The following is a 19,067-nucleotide window of genomic DNA, read 5'->3' on the forward strand; positions in this document are numbered from 1 at the left end:
CTAGAAATACTCGGCAAAGGGGTTGAGGGACGGCGGCTGCAGGATCGTATCATAGGTCCTGATGCTGCGCTTCGGATAATCAAGGGTGTAATGCAGTCCGCGCGACTCCCTGCGAAAGAGTGCTGAATGCACGATGAGCTCGGCTACTGTCGCCAGATTCCGCAGTTCTAGCAGATCGCAGCTGATTCTGTACTGGCTGTAGTATTCATGGATTTCCTGCTGCAAGAGCGCGATGCGATGCTGGGCGCGCTGCAGGCGCTTGTCGGTGCGGACAATGCCGACATAGTTCCACATGGTCCGGCGCAATTCGTCCCAGTTATGGGCGATCACGACATCCTCGTCGGAGTCGGTGACCTGACTTTCATCCCACGGTATCACCTGTATGCCACCGATGTCGGGCGCCTTGCCCGCCGCGATCATCTCGCCGATATGATCGGCACAGGCCGATCCGAAGACGAAACACTCGAGCAGCGAGTTGCTGGCCATTCTGTTGGCGCCGTGCAGACCGGTCGAAGCCACCTCGCCGGCAGCGTACAGTCCATCGACCGTAGTACGGGCGTGTTCGTCAGTCACGAGACCGCCGCAGGTATAGTGAGCAGCCGGCACAACCGGTATGGGATCTTTCGTCATGTCGATGCCAAAGCTCAGGCAGCGCTGGTAGACCGTAGGGAAATGCTCCTTGATGAAGCTGGCTGGCTTGTGACTGATATCCAGATACATGCAGTCGGCGCCGAGACGCTTCATTTCATGGTCGATGGCTCTGGCAACGATATCCCGCGGCGCAAGCTCTGCAAGTTCGTGGTGTTGTGGCATGAACCGGGTGCCGTCAGGTCGCAGCAGAAGACCACCTTCGCCACGGACGGCCTCAGTGATCAGAAAGGATTTGGCATCGGGATGATACAGGCAGGTGGGATGAAACTGATTGAATTCCATGTTGGCGACTTTTGCGCCGCTACGCCAGCCAATCGCCACGCCGTCACCGGTCGACCCATCAGGGTTGGAAGTGTACAGGTAAACCTTGCTGGCACCGCCACTGGCGAGCAGCGTGAATCGTGCGAGACAGGTCTCGACCTTGTGCGAGGACATGTCGTAGAGGTACATCCCGTTGCAGCGCTGGATGCGCTTGTGCGGGCGGCCCCGTGTGTCTGCTGTGCGTAGAACGTCTACCGCGATCTTGTTGGTGAGAATCGTGATGTTCGATCTGGCTTTCACCGCCGCGGCCAGCGCAGTACCAACGGCCTGGCCGGTCGCATCGGCTGCATGCAGGATGCGGCGATGGCTGTGGCCCCCTTCCTGAGTGAGATGAAAGGACTTCACCGCTGCCTCGAGCTCATGATCGAATTTCACACCCTGACTCACCAGCCAGCTGATCATCTCCGGCGCCTGCTGGACAACCTGAGCGACTCGATCCGGTTTGCACAGTCCAGCGCCAGCCTGCATGGTGTCTTCGATGTGATTTTCGAATGAGTCACTAGCCTCAGTGACAGCGGCCACCCCGCCTTGTGCCCAGGGCGTCGAACCGCTCATCAACTCAGTCTTGCTGACTACGGCCACTGAAAGCTCGTGCGGCAATCTCAGCGCAGCGGTCAGGCCGGCGGCGCCGCTGCCAATGATGAGCACGTCGTAAACGTGATGTTGATCCGTTGATGTCATTGAAAGGTCTTTTGCTACGGTCTGGGTGACGACTTTGCCACAGTATCGACGCAAGCGTCAGCCTGAGTATAGTCTGCAGGGCAATTGAGTTGAATCCTGCGCGCCGCCGACATCTTGCTGAGAATTTGCTTTATCATAGGGTCGTGCTCGGCTATTGAGCGCTCCAGCAGCAAGATGCAAAAGGCGAATTCACCATGACCGTCTCCAGGCAGGACTGTTTCCCGACTGCGACAGATAGCCAAACCATCCAGGCAATGGTGCGTGTGCTTGCCACCACCAGTGGGGAGCTCGAATTTGAGGCTATTGACGGTGGCGCTGCCGGGGTCTGTGCTCGCTGTGACCAGGGCAAGGGTTGTGGGCAATCCCTGCTGCTGCGATTGCGTCGCAGTTCCAGAAGCCGTCTTCGGCTCAGGCTGGACCAGTTCATCAATCGCGATGACTGGCCCGCTGCACCAGCGCCCGGCGCACTCTGCAGACTTGAAATTCCCAGCCACGCTTTGTTAAAAATGACGGTGCTGCTTTACGGGCTACCGCTATTCGGACTCATCGTCGGCACCAGTCTGGCAGTACTGGGTCTGAGCTGGCTCAATCCGGATGCCAGTGCGCTACGACAGGACCTGCTCTGCGCAGGCGCAGGAATAATTGGCATGGTCGGTGGTGCAGGCTTGGTTAAGAATCTGTCACCGCTGAGATATTGCGAGGTAAGGCTGCATCCCCAACTATAGGATTCCTCTGGAATACCGGTTTACGGACCGGTCCCACTCAATATGGAGATTTTTGATGCCTCAAGTTATGCAAAGTGGACAATGCACGCGTCCGCAACGAGCGCTGATGTTCAGTGTCCTCGTCTGGTGCCTGACTCTGGCCGGCACCGTTCAGGCAGCCAGTTTGCCCGATTTTACCGAGCTGGTCGAAGACGCCTCGCCTGGCGTCGTCAATATCAGTGCCAGCCGATCATCCGCCAGTCCTGCCGGCTATGGCGGCTCTCCTGACCTACAGCAAATCCCCGAATTCTTCCGCCATTTTTTTGGTGATCAACTGCCCGGGCCGGGTGGAAACGCGCCAATGCCACGCCAAATGCAATCCACCGGCTCAGGTTTCATAGTCTCAGCCGATGGCATCGTGCTGACCAATAATCATGTGGTGGAGGGTGCGGATGAGATTATCGTGCGCCTGGCCGATCGGCGGGAACTGGTGGCAGAGCTGGTCGGTACCGATCCGGATACCGATCTTGCGGTGTTGAAGGTCAAGGCTGATGACCTGCCGGTGCTCAAGCTGGGCAAGTCTTCCAAACTGAAAGTCGGTGAGTGGGTGCTGGCGATTGGTTCACCTTTCGGCTTCGACTACACGGTGACGGCAGGCATCGTGAGTGCGCTGGCCAGAAGTCTGCCCAGCGAGAATTATGTGCCGTTCATTCAGACCGATGTGGCGATCAATCCTGGCAACTCAGGTGGACCCCTGTTTAACCTGGATGGCGAAGTGGTCGGTATCAATTCGCAGATCTACACCCGCTCGGGCGGCTTCATGGGTGTGTCATTCGCCATTCCGATAGACGTGGCGATGAATGTGGTCGAGCAGATTCGCGAGACCGGCCAGGTCAGACGCGGCTGGCTCGGTGTGCTCATTCAGGAAGTGAACCGGGATCTTGCCGAATCGTTTGGGCTGAGCAAGCCGCACGGCGCGCTCGTGGCACAGGTCATGCCGGAATCGCCAGCGGCCAAGGCCGGCCTGAAGCCGGGTGATGTGATCCTGTCGTTCGAAGATGATGAAATCAACCTGTCTTCAGAGCTTCCTCACAGGGTCGGTCGGGTCAAGCCGGGTACCGAGGCCGAGATGGAAATCATCCGGGCCGGCAAGCGGCAGACGCTGGACATTATCGTCGGTCAGGTGCCTGGCAGTGACGAAGTCGCAGCGGCGCCAAGTGCCAAGCCTTCGGCCGACAGCAACACGCTCGGTATGGAAGTGCGAGATCTGACATCTCAGGAAAAAGCCCAGCTCCAACTGAGTGGCGGCGTCGTGGTTACCAACGTGATGACGGGTCCAGCGGCTGCGGCCGGCATCAGGGCAGGTGATGTCATCAGCACCCTCAACAATGAACGCGTCAATTCGGTCAGTGACTTGCGCGCGATTGCGAGCAAGTTGCCGAGCGACAAGTCCATCCCGGTACTGATCGTTCGGAACGGCAACCCTGCTTTCGTTGTGATGCGCATAGAGGACTAAGCGAGCCCGTCTTTATTTGAGTGCTGTCTAGAAGCCCGTAGTCTTGTTATGATTACGGGCTTTTTTTTCAGGACCGGCAATGTGAAGAAACTCGATTCCATCAGAAATTTTTCTATCATCGCACACATCGATCACGGCAAGTCCACCATTGCAGACCGCTTCATCCAGCACTGCGGAGGCCTTGAGGCGCGCGAAATGCAGGCCCAGGTGCTTGATTCGATGGACATCGAACGCGAGCGCGGCATTACCATCAAGGCTCAGAGCGTCACGCTGCATTACAAGTCCCGCAGCGGGAAGGTTTACCAGCTCAACTTTATCGATACACCAGGCCACGTCGACTTCAGCTACGAAGTATCCCGTTCGCTGGCCGCGTGTGAGGGGGCGCTGTTGGTTGTCGATGCAGCCCAGGGCGTAGAAGCCCAGTCGGTGGCCAACTGCTATACCGCCATTGAGATGGGGCTGGAAGTCTTGCCGGTCCTGAACAAGATGGACCTGCCGCAGGCTGAGCCTGATCGGGTGCGTAAGGAAATCGAGGAAATCATCGGTATCGATGCGACCGATGCCGTCGAGTGCAGCGCGAAGGCTGGTATCGGCATCGAGGAGATCCTCGAGGAGCTGGTAGCGCGGATTCCCCCACCAGAGACTGAAGAAGACTGGCCTTTACAGGCACTGATCATTGACTCCTGGTTCGATCCTTATCTGGGCGTCGTCTCCCTGGTGCGCGTCAAGCACGGTACCCTGAAGAAAGGCGACAAGATCAAGATCATGTCCAACGGTGTCGTCGAACTGGTGACATCGCTTGGCGTATTCACGCCAAAGCGGACCGAGCAGCCACAGCTTGGCCCTGGCGAAGTAGGATTTGTAGTTGCTGGCATCAAGAATATTCACGGCGCGCCGGTTGGTGACACCATTACCCATGCGTCAAATGGCTGCAAGAGTTCGCTGCCGGGCTTCAAGCGGGTGCAACCCCAGGTCTATGCGGGACTGTTCCCTGTGTCGTCGGATGACTATGAGGATTTCCGCACCGCGCTGGACAAGTTGACCTTGAATGACGCCTCGCTTTTTTTCGAGCCAGAGAGCTCAGATGCGCTCGGCTTCGGTTTCCGCTGTGGCTTCCTCGGTATGCTGCACATGGAAATCATTCAGGAGCGTCTCGAGCGTGAGTACGATCTCGATCTCATCACCACTGCACCGACCGTTATCTACGAAGTACTGACCAAGCAGAATGAAGTAGTCTCTGTCGACAATCCCTCAAGGTTGCCAGATCTGGGGACTATCGAGGAAATGCGCGAGCCAATCGTGGAAGCTAACATTCTCGTGCCGCAAGCCTATCTTGGTAACGTCATCAGTCTTTGCGTCGAGAAGCGCGGCGTGCAGAAGAGCATGCAGTTCCTCGGGCAGCAGGTGTCGCTGAGCTACGAGATTCCAATGGCAGAAGTCGTGCTGGACTTCTTCGACAAGCTGAAGTCCGCCAGTCGTGGCTATGCTTCGCTCGACTACCACTTTATCCGCTTCCAGGCCGCTAATCTGGTTCGCCTGGACGTGCTGATCAACGCCGAGAAAGTCGATGCGCTGGCGCTCATCATCCACCGGGACAACGCCGCCCACAAGGGGCGGCAGCTGACCGAAAAAATGAAGGAGCTGATACCACGCCAGATGTTTGACGTTGCGATACAGGCAGCCCTTGGCGGCCAGGTCATCGCTCGAACTACGGTCAAGGCGCTGAGAAAGAACGTGACAGCGAAGTGTTATGGTGGCGACGTCTCGCGAAAGAAGAAGCTTCTGCAGAAGCAGAAGGAAGGCAAGAAGCGGATGAAGCAGGTTGGCAGTGTGGAGATCCCTCAGGATGCCTTTCTTGCAGTCTTGAAGATCGACAGTTAAAGTTGCGCCAGCCAAGCCAGTCCTCATGGTAGCGGCGGCCTTGAAAACGGATACTCGTACATGATGGATTTCGACTTCTCGCTCATTCTGGTAGCGCTGACCCTAATCACGGGCGCTGTCTGGCTGATAGATGCTGTGTTTTTCGCGAAGAAACGACAGGTGGTGACGCAGCAGGCCGGTACTTCGGCGCCAGCAGGCGAGGGCAGGGTCAGTCAGGGCTGGACGGTCGATGGTGCAGGCAGTCACGACACTGCGGCTCGAGAGCCTGTCGAGCCGCTGGTCGTCGAGTACTGTCGATCATTCTTTCCCATTCTGTTCATCGTGCTCATATTGCGCTCGTTCATCGTCGAGCCGTTTCAGATCCCTTCACAGTCGATGCTGCCAACCCTCGAGGTCGGTGACTTCATTCTGGTCAACAAGTTTACTTACGGCCTGCGACTGCCCGTCGTCGGCACTGAGATCCTTGATCTTGGTGAGCCAGAGCGGGGTGATGTGATGGTCTTCCGCAACCCCGAGGATAATCGGACCAATTACATCAAGCGCGTCATTGGTTTGCCTGGGGATACGGTGACGTTGCTGGGCAAGGAGCTTTACCTTAATGGCGAGCCTGTCGAGCAGCGATTGCTCGCAGCGCTGCCGCCGGATAATCCCAAGGAACTCATCTACGAAGAGTCGCTCGGCGGGTCTGCTTACAGAATACAGAAAGAAAGTGGCCCCTCGGGACTTCGCGCAGAGTGGAAGGTGCCTGCTGGCCACTTCTTCCTGCTCGGCGACAATCGGGACAGAAGCCGCGACAGCCGCTATATCGGGATGGTGCCAGAGAACAACATTGTTGGCCGTGCCTTTGCCATCTGGATGCACTGGGAGAGTTTCTTCTCGATTCCCTCGTTTTCGCGCTCGGGACTCATCGAGTAGGAAAAGCCAGACTGATGGGGTTGGTCTGACCCGGTCGTCAGTCGCAAGTTCCACGATACAGCTATACTGAGACTACGTTTACTTACCAGGACTATGCGTATGTGTCAGACTGTCTCCAGGTCTTCTATGAAATCGATCGCACTGCCGAAAGCACAGGCAGGGGCATCAATGATGCAGTATCTATTCTATTTGCTGGTGCTGGTGTCATTCATTACTGTGGCGGTCAAGCTCATACCGGTATACATCGAAGACAGTTCGGTATCAGGATCGCTTGAGAGTCTCTCGCAAAAAGAAAATTTTGCTGACATGACGAATAAGGAAATACTCACCAGTCTGGGAAGTCTTCTCACTATCAACAACATCCGTAGCCTTCCACCCGAGGCTATCAAGATCGAGCGTAAGGACGATGTGACGACAGTGAGCATCGACTACGAAGTGCGCAAGAACATCGTCGCCAATATCGACGCCGTGCTCAGCTTCCAACATAAACAGGACAGCAAGAAGAAGTAGTGCTACGAACCGACCAGACGCTCGACAAACTGCAGACACAGCTGGGCTACCGTTTCAGAGACGAAAGTCTGCTTGAGCTCGCCCTGTCTCACCGGAGCTATGGAAAGTGCAACAATGAGCGCCTCGAGTTTCTGGGTGACTCCATTGTGAACTTCGTCGTCGCTGAGGCACTCTATGAGCGTTTCACCGACGCAAGGGAAGGGCAGCTCAGTCGAATGCGCGCGAGCCTCGTCAAGGGTGTGACACTCGCCGAAGTTGCCCGCGACCTCAGTCTGGGCGATGCCATGCGTCTAGGTTCGGGCGAACTCAAAAGCGGTGGTTTCCGGCGCGAATCCATTCTCGCTGATGGTCTAGAAGCGGTCATTGGCGCTGTCTACCTGGACAGTAGCTTCGAAACAGCCAAAACGCTGCTCGCCGGCCTGTTTGCGTCACGTCTCGATGCATTGAAACCTGAAGATACTCGAAAGGACTCCAAGACCCGGCTGCAGGAGCTTTTGCAGAGCCGTCAGAGCGAACTCCCGGTTTACGAGATTCTCGAGGTGCTCGGCGAGGCACATGCGCAGACTTTTGTGGTCAAATGTACAGTCCATGGTCTGGATGATGTGTTTTCAGGACGAGGTCCCAGCCGCCGCCTCGCCGAACAGAAAGCGGCGGCCAAAGCTCTTAAACACCTCGAAGGTCTTGAAAAGTCATGAGTTCTGATGAAATAGCTTCTGATAAAACAGCCGCTGAAAATACTGCTTCTGAAAAAATGAATTCCGAAGGTGCGGCTTCAGGGCAAAAGTGCGGCTATGTCGCCATAGTCGGGCGACCGAATGTCGGCAAGTCCACCTTGCTGAACAAGTTGCTGGGTCAGAAGATCAGCATCACTTCGAAAAAGGCACAAACCACGCGCCACCAGATTCTAGGCGTGAAGACCATCGACGAGGTTCAGTACATCTACGTCGATACACCGGGCATTCACAAGAATGAGCGGAATTCTCTCAATGCAGTCATGAACAAGGCTGCGCTGAGTGCCTTGAACGATGCCGATCTCATTATCGTCATGATCGATCGAACTCGAATTACCGAAGAAGACCGCATGGTACTTGAAGCTGCAACAGCCAGTCAGCGTCCGGTGATGTTGTTGATTAACAAGATCGATGAACTCGAGGACAAGACTTCGCTGCTGCCTTTCATCGATGAACTTCGCAAGAGCTTCAACTTCGAGGGCTTCGTGCCAATCTCGGCCATGAAAGGCTGGCAGCTCGATGAGCTTGAAGCCGAAATTGCTGCCTATCTGCCTGAAGGCGTTCACCTGTTTCCTGATGATCAAATCACCGATCGCAGTATCCGTTTTCTCTGTGCAGAAATCCTGCGCGAAAAAATCATGCGCCAGCTTGGTGACGAAGTGCCATACGGCGTGGCTGTTGAAATCGAGCAATGGGGGCAGGAAGGCAAGACCCTCCACATCGGCATGATCGTCTGGGTCGAACGAGAGGGGCAGCGCAAGATCCTCATTGGTAGCAAAGGCGACAAGCTCAAGCGCATTGGTACAGACGCGCGTCGTGATATCGAACATCTCACCGGTTCCACCGTCATGCTCAAGACCTGGGTCAAGGTGAAGTCCGGCTGGAGTAACAGTGCAAGGGCACTGAAAACACTCGGCTACGATGAGCGGTGACAGCTCCGGGCGGCGGCAGCTCTGCTGTAGCCCAGCAAGGTTGGCTGCTGCACGGCAGGCGCTACCGCGAAAATAGTGTCATCGCAACGATGCTGACTGCCTCCAGTGGCAAGGTCAGTGGTGTCGTTCATGGTAGCCGAGGTAAAAGCCGTTCGGCCGCCGATAGCCTGCAGTCATTTCAGCCTTATTCATTTTCCCAGTACGGCCGCAGCGATCTGAAAAACTTCTCCTCGCTCGACTTCGCCGGCCGTGGCTTCGGTCTGAGAGGGCGAGCGGCACTTGTCGGGCTCTATTTCAACGAATTACTCTACCTGCTTTTGCCTGAAGAAGAGCGTGTGCCCGAGATATTTGCCCTCTATACCTCGAGTCTCCAGCGTCTTGTCGACAGCGTGCATGAGCCCGCCGCAGCCAGTGATGCGGTGGCTGCCTTTTCAGCGCAGGACCCTGCGTTACGCCTCATGCGAGAATTTGAGCTGACCCTCACTACTGAGCTCGGACTGCACCCGGGTTTTGCATCGGATGCCGCTGGCGACCAGATCCAAGCGGGAATCAGATATGTTTTCATCAGCTCAACAGGCTGGCTGCCCGAAGTTCAGGCGGTGGGTGAGCCGTCCCATCTTGCCATCCTGAGCGCTTCAGGGCGCCTCCTTCAGGCCGTCGGTGCAGCGGACTGGCAGGTCAACGGGGCATTGGGGCTGGCACGACAGTTGACTGCAGCTGTCATTGACAGGAGTCTTGATGGCCGAACGCTCAACACCCGCCAGCTAATCCAGGATGCCGCCCGACTGGACCTGGCGCGGCTTGCTACATTGCGAGGAGCTCAATCAGAATCGACAAACGAGGACCACAGGCATCATGACAACTAAACGCAGAGTTCTGCTGGGTGTAAACATCGATCACGTTGCGACACTGAGGCAGGCCCGAGGTACCATCTATCCCGATCCTGTGATGGCGGCCGCCATCGCTGAGCAGGCCGGGGCCGATAGCATTACGGTTCATCCGCGCGAAGACGGACGACATATTCAGCTGCGCGATGTGAGGCTCCTCGCCCAGACGCTACAGACCTCGATGAATCTCGAAATGGCGGCGACCGATGCGATGCTCACCCTCGCGCTCGAAGTGAATCCGCGGGACTGCTGTATCGTGCCCGAGAAGCGCGAAGAACTCACGACTGAAGGCGGGCTGGATGTCTGCGCCAGAGAGGCGGCGCTGAAGGACTATGTCTCCAGACTCAGCAATAATGGAATCAGGGTGTCGCTGTTCATCGACCCTGACCCACGTCAGATCGAAGCTTCAGTACGAGTTGGCGCCCAGGCGGTAGAGCTACATACAGGTGACTATGCCGAAGCGACTGGTAGCGATGTCGAGACGCGCCTTGAAGCGCTTCGTGAAGCCGCGGCTTTTGCGCATCAGGCAGGCCTGTTGGTCAACGCAGGCCATGGCCTGCATTACCACAACACTCGACCTATCGCAGCCATGGCGCATATCAGGGAGCTGAACATCGGCCATGCCATCATCGCTCGCGCGGTGCTCATGGGCCTGGATTCGGCAGTGCGTGAAATGCGCGCACTCATGGACGCCAGCGTCTAGCCGGCCGAGCTGCGGCTCAAGCCGTCTGGGGCGCCAAGCATCAGCGGCTGCCAGTCTGTCTGATCGGCCCAGTACAGGAGTCTGTCAATTTCTGCATAAGTCTGTTTCAGCGGCTCGACCCAGGGCTGCTTCTGTTTCAGCATGATCTCCAGCGAGGCCACCGCAGCTCGCAGCAGGGGCACACCGCAATAGCGTGTACCCCCATGCAGTTTATGTGCGGCCTCTTCCAGCCCCTTGATATCATTTGCGCGCTCGAGCTTACGGAAGCGTTCCTCATCTTCTGGAAGGTTCTCCAGCAACATCGAGAGCAATTCCACCGCCAGATCACGCTTGCCCGCAGCCAGTCTGACCGATGATTCGATGTCCACGCAGGGCTCAGGGGCAGCCTTCTGTGAAGGGCGTACCGTGCCGGAGAAATTGCTGTAGACCTGGTGTATTTCGTCCGCCACTTTGGCAGGCTGGGTAAACTGCAGATAACGGCTGAGCAGATCGAGCAACTGCGATTCGGAAATAGGCTTGGTCACATATTCATTGAAGCCGTTATTCAGCAACTCTTCACGCTCTTCATTGAGCGCGTGAGCCGTTAGAGCGAGTATTGGGATATGCGCTATTGGCCCTGACAGGCTCCGGATGAGTCGGGTCGTTTCCATGCCGTCCATACCCGGCATCTGCACATCCATGAACACCAGATCGCAGGTCGTCTCTTTAAGGAGGCGTAAGGCCTCGTAGCCACTCGTCACTGCCACGGGCTCGACCCCAATATCCGTGAGCAGCGCTTCGATCAGGCGAAGATTGGCAGCATTGTCGTCCACTGCCATGACGCGGGGCTTGGGCCGGAACAGGCGGGCAGACTGTGGCTGTCTGGAGGTGGCATAGCCCTTGTCCTTCTTCGTGAGCAGCATCATCATCATGGCGGCCAGCTTGCGCTGGGGGATGGGTTTGAGTGCGTAGGCCGTGCAGGCATTGAGAATGGCGGCGTGCTCTCTCACACTGTCTATGGTGGGGGTCAGCAATACAACACGGCAGTCGAGTTGTTTTTCGATCCGCTCCACCGCCGCCAGGTGCACGGCGCTGCTGAGCTGATATGAGGTAATGCCCATTATCGCTGCAGCAAAGCCCCTGCCGGCCTTCTGTGCCTTGACGATGGCTTCACAGAGATCGTCGAGCGACTCGGCGATCACGACGTCTGCAGACCACTGCTGCAGAATCTGCTGAGTCACCATGGCGGTGCGTTGCTGATATTCGAGATAGATGAGCCGCTCGCCCGAAAGATCCGGCGGGGCCTCGTAGTGTCTGCTCCCTTCATAATCCAGCGGTGCAAGGCTTTCGTCCGATGCCATGGCCAGCCGCTTGCCAGTAGCGAACTGGCCCAGGCTCTCGAGCCTGAGCAGAACCGAGAAGGTCGAGCCTTCACCCAGCGTGCTTTCGACGCTGATGCTGCCACCCATCTGTTCTGCCAGCTTTCTTGAGATGACCAGACCGAGGCCCGAGCCACCGAAGCGGCGAGCGGTGGACGCATCCCCTTGTGAAAAGGCATGAAACAGCGCCCGCTGCTGAGTTTTTGACATACCGACGCCGGTATCAGAGACAGAAATGCGAATAGTGACATGTTGACCACTGCTTTCCTGATCCTCCAGCATGACCCGCAGTACGATTTCGCCGTGCCGGGTGAACTTGACGGCGTTTCCGATGAGATTGAGGATGATCTGCTTTACCCTCAGCGGATCACCCACGAGGATGGCAGGCACATCGAGATAGACCATGGCTGCAAGATCAAGATTCTTTTCATGGGCTGCCGGCGCAAGCAGTGTCATGGCATCGTCGATGGTATCGCGAACGTTGAACTCACTGTGGTCGAGCAGAAGTTTGCCAGCTTCAATCCGTGAAAAGTCGAGAATATCGTTGATGACGCTGAGTAGTGTTTCGGAGGATTTCACGATGGTCGTGGCGTGGTCCTTCTGCTGTTGCGTCAGTGGTGATTTCAGCAGAATCCTGGCAAAACCGATGATGCCATTGAGCGGAGTACGAATTTCGTGCGACATGTTGGCCAGGAACTCGGACTTGATCTTGCTCGCCTGCAGGGCTTCCTTCCGCGCGATATTCAGCTCGATGTTCTGGATTTCGATCGTTTCCAGGGTTTCACGCAGATCCTCCGTCGCCTGGTCGATGTTCTGTTGCAGCTCGCTGTGGGCATGCTCTAGCGTGTCGGCCATGCTGTTGATGCCGTCCCGAAGCAGCTCAATTTCACGGCTGCCTTCGATATCGAGCCGCGCGCCGCTATCGCCGCGTTTGATGCGGGAGACGACGTCGACGGTGTGGGCAAGGGGGCGGGTCAGTTGACGCGAGAGCCTCGAGGCGAGCACGGCACTGAGAAAAACCGTAAGCAAGATCCCCAGGACGGTGAGGAGAATGGCCCGGGACTGAGCCAGCTGCGTCGGGGTATAGGCAAACTCCACGGCCACCCATCCCGTGGGCATGGGGCGGGCATTGGCGTTATCAGACTCTGGGGGGGTGGCCCAGACAGGCTCGACCAGTTGCAGGTAATCGCCAATTCGGCGGCGACTGCCCTGGGTGTTCAGCAGATTGCGCTGACTCGCCCTGGCTGCCGGCATGGCACCGGCATGGGCTGCGATGTCTCCGCGCTGGTTATAGATGACGACCGAACGCACACCGTCCTTCTGAATTGCTCCGCCCGCAATGAGACTAAGGGTGGCCTGGTCCTTGCGCTCAAGCAGGAGCGCGCTCATGTTCACCAGCTGGTCGGTAGTCTCCTGCGATCTGGTAGTGACAATGCGCTCGAGTTCCATCATTCGCGCAGTAATGAATACGCTGCCGATGACGATGGCAAAGAGTGCAGCTGGTATCATCACGTAGGTGAAGATCTTTCTACGCAAACTCCAGTGCTTCCCGGCCGAGCCGAAATAGCTGAGAAAGTTCTGCTCCCCGGGATAGTCAATCATATTTAACGTGGTTCTGCGTTGGATGTTTTTGTATTCTAGCAACCCTTTCGCATCATAGAGCGACTTTATGTCCCCCGTCTCCCCCTCGGATCAGTCCCCTGATACCGCTTCAGACTCCCCGAAATGGCCCACCGTTGCCTCTCTCGTAGGCAACACGCCTCTGGTACGCCTGCAGCGCCTGCCGAGAGATCCCGTGGTCTCGGGCAACGTCGTGCTCGGCAAGCTCGAGGGTACGAATCCGGCTGGCTCGGTGAAGGACAGGGCCGCCCTGAGCATGATCAGTGAGGCCGAGGCCCGGGGCCGCATCACGCAGGGCGATTGCCTTATAGAGGCCACCAGCGGCAATACCGGTATTGCACTGGCCATGGTGGCTGCCATGAAGGGATATCGCCTCAAGCTGATCATGCCAGCTCACATGAGTGAAGAGCGCCGGGCCGCCATGAGTGCGTATGGTGCTGAGCTCATCTCCGTGACGCGTGAAGAGGGTATGGAAGGTGCGCGCGATCTGGCAAAGAAGATGGAAGCCGAGGGCGAGGGCATTGTGCTCGATCAGTTCGCCAACAGCGATAACCCGCTGGCTCATTACAAGACGACTGGTCCCGAAATCTGGCAGCAGACCGGTGGTCGGATCACGCACTTCATCAGCTCCATGGGGACGACAGGAACTATCATGGGCGTGTCGCGATATCTGAAAGAACAGAATCCAGACATTCAGATCATTGGGCTGCAACCTGCCTCGGGTGCTTCGATCCCCGGGATTCGTCGCTGGCCTGAAGCCTACATGCCTTCAATTTTCGAAAAATCACGGGTGGATCGAATCATAGATATTGAACAGAACGCTGCAGAAGTGGCCATGCGGAGGCTGGCAACAGAAGAAGGGATCTTTGCCGGGGTGTCCTCTGGCGGCGCTGTGGTCGGTGCGCTACAAATCGATGCTGAAGTAGAAAAGGCGGTGATCGTCGCCATTATTTGCGACCGCGGAGACCGCTATCTGTCGACAGGCGTGTTCAAATGAGCAAGCGCCGTGTATCAAGACGAAAGCCTGACCCTGCGCCAGTTCAGTTGACGATAGAGTCCCTCAGTCATGAGGGGCGCGGTGTCGCCAGGCTGGATGGCAAAACCCAATTCGTCGATGGGGCCTTGCCTGGCGAAGTCGTCATGGCCCGTCGGCTCCGTGTGCACCGAACTTACGACGAGTGTGGTGTTATCGAGGTGCTCGAGCCCAGTGCCGATCGCATTGAGCCCTTCTGTCCGCACGCGAAACTCTGTGGCGGCTGTTCGCTACAGCACATGCCGCAGAGCCTGCAACTCGAGCACAAGCAGGCAGTGGTGCTGGAGCTGTTCAAACACGCAGGCGCAGATGTACCTGAGCAGGTCGCTCCACCGCTGCGGTCTGCTCCGGCAGGTTATCGCTCCAAGGCACGCATGGGCGCTCGCTATGTGTTCAAGAAAGAAGAGACCCTGGTCGGTTTCCGCGAGCGCTTCTCCAGTTTTCTGGCTGATCTTAGCCAATGTCCGATACTCATCCCGGCAGTCGGTGAACACATTACCGAACTTCGGGCCTGTCTGAGCCAGCTCTCAGTGCGCGAGGCGGTGCCGCAGGTCGAGCTGGCGGCAGGTGAGAATGCAGTCATTCTGATTATCAGACACCTGGAGCCGCTCGCAGATGGCGATATCGAGCTGCTTGAACAATTTGGTCGTGAACACGACTTCCTGATGTATGGCCAATCAAAGGGACCAGACACTGTGAAGCCGCTGGCGAGCTATCTGGATCCGGAAAAGGTCGCTGACCCTGCTGGTGAGCTGTTCTACGAACTGCCAGAGTTTGATCTGTCGATGCAGTTCAGACCGACGGACTTCACTCAGGTGAACATGCCACTGAACCGCGAGATGTTGTCCCAGGCCATGGCCTGGCTTCAGCCTCAGGCGGAAGAGAGCGTGCTGGATCTGTTCTGCGGATTAGGTAATTTCACGCTGCCTCTGGCCCGGCTATCCGCTCAGGTCAGCGGCGTCGAGGGCAGCTTGGACATGACTTCCCAGGCCGAGCATAACGCCAGAAAAAATGGCATTGACAATGTTACCTTCGCCGCTGGTGATCTGTTCGACATTGCAGCACTGCGAAATGCAGATGGTGGTGCTGAGTGGATACGACATTATGACAAAGTGTTACTTGACCCTCCCAGAGCTGGCGCCGAAGATGTGGTACGCTCCATCGGGCTTTTTTCGCCGTCGGCGATACTCTATGTATCATGCAATCCGGCGACACTGGCCCGTGACGCAGCCATTCTGAAAACCCAGGGCTACAGGCTGCGTAGATTGGGAATAATGGATATGTTCCCGCAAACAGCGCATGTCGAATCGATGGCGCTTTTCGAGAAGACAGAACGGAGTCGATAATACCGTGGTCAAGGTACGCGAAGACTATCCGGTCGGCAGTAACGGCCGTGTAGATATTCCCAGCTGGCTGGAACAGCTCGGCCGATTTACGCCTGTGAAAGACTCAGCAGCCATTCTCGAGGCCTGCGAAGTCGCTCAGTCGCTCGCCGAAAAGGCAGAGGTCGAAGGCAGCCGCTGGAGTGCCGAAAGCAACAGTTTTCTAACGGGGCTGGAAATGGCAGTGATACTGGCCGAGCTCCACCTCGACAGTGAAAGCATCATCGCGGCCATTCTTTACCGCTCCGTCCGCGAAAAGAGAATCACCCTGCAAGCCGTCGGCAAGCGCTTTGGAAGTGCCTGCGAACATCTGATCGAGGGTGTGCTGCAGATGGCTGCCATCTCGAGCCTGCGGCATCCCCTGCAGGGCAGCGTGCTGGGCCAGACCCAGAACCAGGTCGATAATCTGCGGCGCATGCTGGTCACCATGATCGACGATGTACGTGTCGCGCTCATCAAACTGGCGGAGCGTACCTGCGCCATTCGGGCCGTGAAAGATGCCGAGCCGGACAAGCGCCATCGTGTGGCGAGGGAAGTCTTCGATATCTATGCGCCGCTCGCGCATCGCCTCGGCATCGGCCAGCTCAAGTGGGAGCTGGAGGACCTGTCGTTCCGTTACCTGCACGAGTCGGCTTACAAGAAGATTGCCAAGCAGCTGGACGAGCGTCGTATCGACCGGCAGCAGTACATCACCGAAGTTATCGAAGCCCTCTCGAAGGAACTCAAGGAGCAGGGCGTTCAGGCCGACGTCGATGGCCGCGTGAAGCACATCTACAGCATCTGGCGAAAAATGCACCGCAAGGGTATCGACTTCTCTCAGGTCTATGATATTCGGGCGATTCGGGTGTTGGTGCCGACCATACGAGACTGTTATTCAGTCCTGGGTGCGGTGCACTCGCTGTGGCGCCACATTCCTCACGAATTTGATGACTACATTGCCAATCCCAAGTCCAATGGCTATCAGTCCCTGCATACGGCGGTTGCGGGACCTGGTAACAAGGTCATGGAGGTGCAGATTCGTACCCACGCCATGCACCAGGATGCCGAGCTCGGCGTTTGTGCACATTGGCTGTATAAGGGCACGGATCTGGATCAGAAGTCCCAGAGCTACGAGGACAAGATCGCCTGGCTACGTCAGGTACTCGAATGGCAGGAGGATCTTGGCGACCAGACCGGCGAAACCACGCATGATCTCGTCGAACAGTGGCAGAACAACTTTGTGTCAGACCGGATCTACCTGTTCACGCCTGAAGGGCATGTCGTCGATCTGCCGGCCAACTCCACGCCGATAGATTTCGCCTACAAGGTGCATACCGAGATTGGGCATTGCTGTCGTGGCGCCAAGGTTAACGGGCGCATCGTACCGCTGAATTACAAGCTGAAGACTGGTGAGCAGGTGCAGGTGCTGACCTCAAGCCAGCCCAAGCCAAGCCGCGACTGGCTGAATCCCGATCTCGGCTACACCCAGACCTCGAAGGCCCGCGCCAAGATTGCCCACTGGTTCAGGATGCAGAACCGTGAGCAGCACGTGGAGTCAGGCGCGCAGCTGCTACATGAAATGCTCAAGCGTTTCTCGGTCGATAGCGTCAGCGGTGACTTGCTCGCAAAGTCTCTGCACTTTCAGAGTGTGGAAGATCTCCACGCGGCAATAGGCGCCGGTGATCTCAAGCCCATGCAGGTGGTGCAGGAGGCGCAGTCGATGTTGGAAGCCCGTTCGCCGGAACTGGATTTCGATGGTCGGATACCGCCGAAGCCGGGGCAGCAGACTCGCAAGGCTTCCCTGCTGCGTGCGCTCGAGGAAGCGGGCGATTCACCGCGCAAGCGCGGCAAGCCTGCTCGACTTGAAGACCACACCCAGTCGATCAGGATTCTTGGCGTCGGTAATCTGCTGACGCATCGGGCAAGCTGCTGCAAGCCGGTGCCAGGTGATGACATTATCGGATTCATAACGCTTGGTCGAGGGGTGAGCATCCACAAGCAAGACTGCCTCAACGTCCTACAGCTTGAAGCGCAAGAGCCGAACAAGATCATCGAGGTCAGCTGGGGCAGTGCCCAGGAAACCTATCCGATTGATATCGAAGTCGAAGCCTATGATCGTCCTGGTCTGCTTCGGGATATCTCGAATGTGCTCGGCAACGATCGTGTCAACGTACTGGCGGTCTCTACGCGTTCCGACAAGGAGAATAGTACTGCGACGATGCGGCTTACGGTTGAGATTGAAAGTCTGGGTATGCTGAACAAGATTTTCGATCGTCTCAGGCAAGTGCCGAATGTGATCGATACGCGGCGGTTGAAGGAGGCCTGAGGCAGGATGATCAGGCCAAAAACCTCATTTCATTCATGAATTTACCGAACTGTGTCCCATTTCTCTCCCTCAAACGGGGGGCTTACGCCCTTTGACCGATTCGGATCGTCCTACAATAAGTAAGCATGCCGCTTCTGCTTTATTAGCTAGAGTGGCTCGAGATGAACAAGATTATCCTCATGACCGCCTGCGTGCTTGTTGCTGTAGGCGCTGTACTCTTTATCCAGGTCGACGATAAACCAGCGCCTGTTTCTTCAACGGCCAGCAAACCGGCCAGTCCGGTTGATAATGGTGGCGCCCAACGACCGCTGATAGATCGACCTTTCAATGACGCGGACAGCGCCGCCGCGGGCCAGCAGCCCTCTTTGCCAGAAGAACCTGTGCAGCCAGATACCCAGGCCGACGCCGACGAGGCCAGCGATGACGCGCCTCTTGACCAGCCCGTTGCTGCCGATCTATCAGCCTGGTCAGTTGCCGACGCAGAGCCCATCCAGGTCGATGGCGTCAAAGGTCTGGCTATCCAGACTGATCCCGCAGCTCTGCAATCCCTTCAGGTGGGGCAGAAGGTCACGCTGCCCATTCCCGATCTGCAGCCCCTGCCTGAAGCCACCATTGAATCCACGCATAGCCCGCTTGATGGTATTAACGTTTTCAAGGGTGGCCTGAACGACGGCCATCCGGATGACAACGTCATCGTCACCCGCGGTGAAATCGATACCATCTTCGTGGTGTCGACGTCGACAGGCGTCTATACCGCAATCGTCAACAATCGCACCGGCCAGGGTAGTCTCGTCAATGAGGCTGACGTCAATGCACGCGCAGTCCCCATAGCCGATGGTATTGAGGTAGCACCAGTGGAAATGCCGCTACCTGAACGGGGTCAGGGTTCCTGACCCCACACTACGAGCACTACACCCTCAACATAAGAAAGATAAGC

At 57.0% G+C, this 19,067-nt stretch carries 15 protein-coding genes; 13 read left to right on the forward strand and 2 right to left on the reverse strand.

The features are described 5' to 3' along the window. Complete coding sequence (gene nadB / locus ABD735_RS18155; protein ID WP_344809127.1) at positions 1 to 1,653, reverse strand: L-aspartate oxidase; 1,653 nt, start codon at positions 1,651 to 1,653, stop codon at positions 1 to 3. Between the two features lie 194 nt (positions 1,654 to 1,847). Between nadB and ABD735_RS18160 the strand changes: the two genes are divergently transcribed. From ABD735_RS18160 to pdxJ, 9 genes are all read left to right on the forward strand, one after another. Beyond that, entirely contained in the window at positions 1,848 to 2,378 is a 531-nt protein-coding gene (locus tag ABD735_RS18160; RefSeq protein ID WP_344809129.1) for a SoxR reducing system RseC family protein, read from the forward strand. A 106-nt stretch (positions 2,379 to 2,484) separates the two neighbouring features. Next, positions 2,485 to 3,873, forward strand: a complete 1,389-nt coding sequence (locus ABD735_RS18165) for a DegQ family serine endoprotease (protein ID WP_425548630.1) — start codon at positions 2,485 to 2,487, stop codon at positions 3,871 to 3,873. Positions 3,874 to 3,921: 48 nt separating this feature from the next. Then, on the forward strand, positions 3,922 to 5,754 hold the full coding sequence (gene lepA / locus ABD735_RS18170; protein ID WP_425548628.1) for a translation elongation factor 4: 1,833 nt from the start codon (positions 3,922 to 3,924) through the stop codon (positions 5,752 to 5,754). 60 nt (positions 5,755 to 5,814) lie between these two features. After that, positions 5,815 to 6,669, forward strand: a complete 855-nt coding sequence (gene lepB, locus ABD735_RS18175; protein WP_344809135.1) for a signal peptidase I — start codon at positions 5,815 to 5,817, stop codon at positions 6,667 to 6,669. A gap of 168 nt (positions 6,670 to 6,837) precedes the next feature. Then, on the forward strand, positions 6,838 to 7,179 hold the full coding sequence (locus ABD735_RS18180) for a DUF4845 domain-containing protein (RefSeq protein ID WP_344809137.1): 342 nt from the start codon (positions 6,838 to 6,840) through the stop codon (positions 7,177 to 7,179). Then, positions 7,179 to 7,874 carry a ribonuclease III gene (gene rnc / locus ABD735_RS18185; RefSeq protein WP_344809139.1) on the forward strand — a complete coding sequence of 232 codons (696 nt, stop codon included), beginning with the start codon at positions 7,179 to 7,181 and terminating at the stop codon, positions 7,872 to 7,874. The genes ABD735_RS18180 and rnc overlap by 1 nt, the downstream gene beginning before the upstream one ends. A 56-nt stretch (positions 7,875 to 7,930) precedes the next feature. Then, positions 7,931 to 8,842, forward strand: coding sequence for a GTPase Era (era, locus tag ABD735_RS18190; RefSeq protein ID WP_344809234.1), 912 nt, complete (start codon positions 7,931 to 7,933; stop codon positions 8,840 to 8,842). Continuing rightward, positions 8,839 to 9,708, forward strand: a complete 870-nt coding sequence (gene recO, locus ABD735_RS18195) for a DNA repair protein RecO (protein ID WP_344809141.1) — start codon at positions 8,839 to 8,841, stop codon at positions 9,706 to 9,708. The genes era and recO overlap by 4 nt, the downstream gene beginning before the upstream one ends. Continuing rightward, a complete protein-coding gene (pdxJ, locus tag ABD735_RS18200) occupies positions 9,698 to 10,432 on the forward strand; it encodes a pyridoxine 5'-phosphate synthase (RefSeq protein ID WP_344809143.1) in 735 nt (244 codons plus the stop codon). Before recO ends, pdxJ begins: the two co-directional genes overlap by 11 nt. Here the strand turns inward: pdxJ and ABD735_RS18205 are convergent. Next, positions 10,429 to 13,392, reverse strand: a complete 2,964-nt coding sequence (locus tag ABD735_RS18205) for a response regulator (protein ID WP_344809145.1) — start codon at positions 13,390 to 13,392, stop codon at positions 10,429 to 10,431. The genes pdxJ and ABD735_RS18205 overlap by 4 nt on opposite strands. 67 nt (positions 13,393 to 13,459) lie before the next feature. On the opposite strand from ABD735_RS18205, the gene cysM reads away from it, so the two are divergent. The 4 genes from cysM to ABD735_RS18225 all read left to right on the forward strand — a co-directional run bounded on the left by cysM (position 13,460) and on the right by ABD735_RS18225 (position 19,023). Continuing rightward, positions 13,460 to 14,407, forward strand: coding sequence for a cysteine synthase CysM (gene cysM, locus ABD735_RS18210; RefSeq protein ID WP_344809147.1), 948 nt, complete (start codon positions 13,460 to 13,462; stop codon positions 14,405 to 14,407). Then, complete coding sequence (gene rlmD / locus ABD735_RS18215; RefSeq protein ID WP_344809149.1) at positions 14,404 to 15,789, forward strand: 23S rRNA (uracil(1939)-C(5))-methyltransferase RlmD; 1,386 nt, start codon at positions 14,404 to 14,406, stop codon at positions 15,787 to 15,789. The genes cysM and rlmD overlap by 4 nt, the downstream gene beginning before the upstream one ends. 4 nt (positions 15,790 to 15,793) lie before the next feature. Continuing rightward, a complete protein-coding gene (relA, locus tag ABD735_RS18220) occupies positions 15,794 to 18,130 on the forward strand; it encodes a GTP diphosphokinase (RefSeq protein WP_344809236.1) in 2,337 nt (778 codons plus the stop codon). A gap of 161 nt (positions 18,131 to 18,291) precedes the next feature. After that, complete coding sequence (locus ABD735_RS18225; RefSeq protein ID WP_344809151.1) at positions 18,292 to 19,023, forward strand: hypothetical protein; 732 nt, start codon at positions 18,292 to 18,294, stop codon at positions 19,021 to 19,023. The last annotated feature ends 44 nt before the right edge of the window (positions 19,024 to 19,067 follow it).

Origin of the sequence: Allohahella marinimesophila, from assembly GCF_039538005.1 — a bacterium.
GTDB lineage: Bacteria > Pseudomonadota > Gammaproteobacteria > Pseudomonadales > Oleiphilaceae > Allohahella > Allohahella marinimesophila.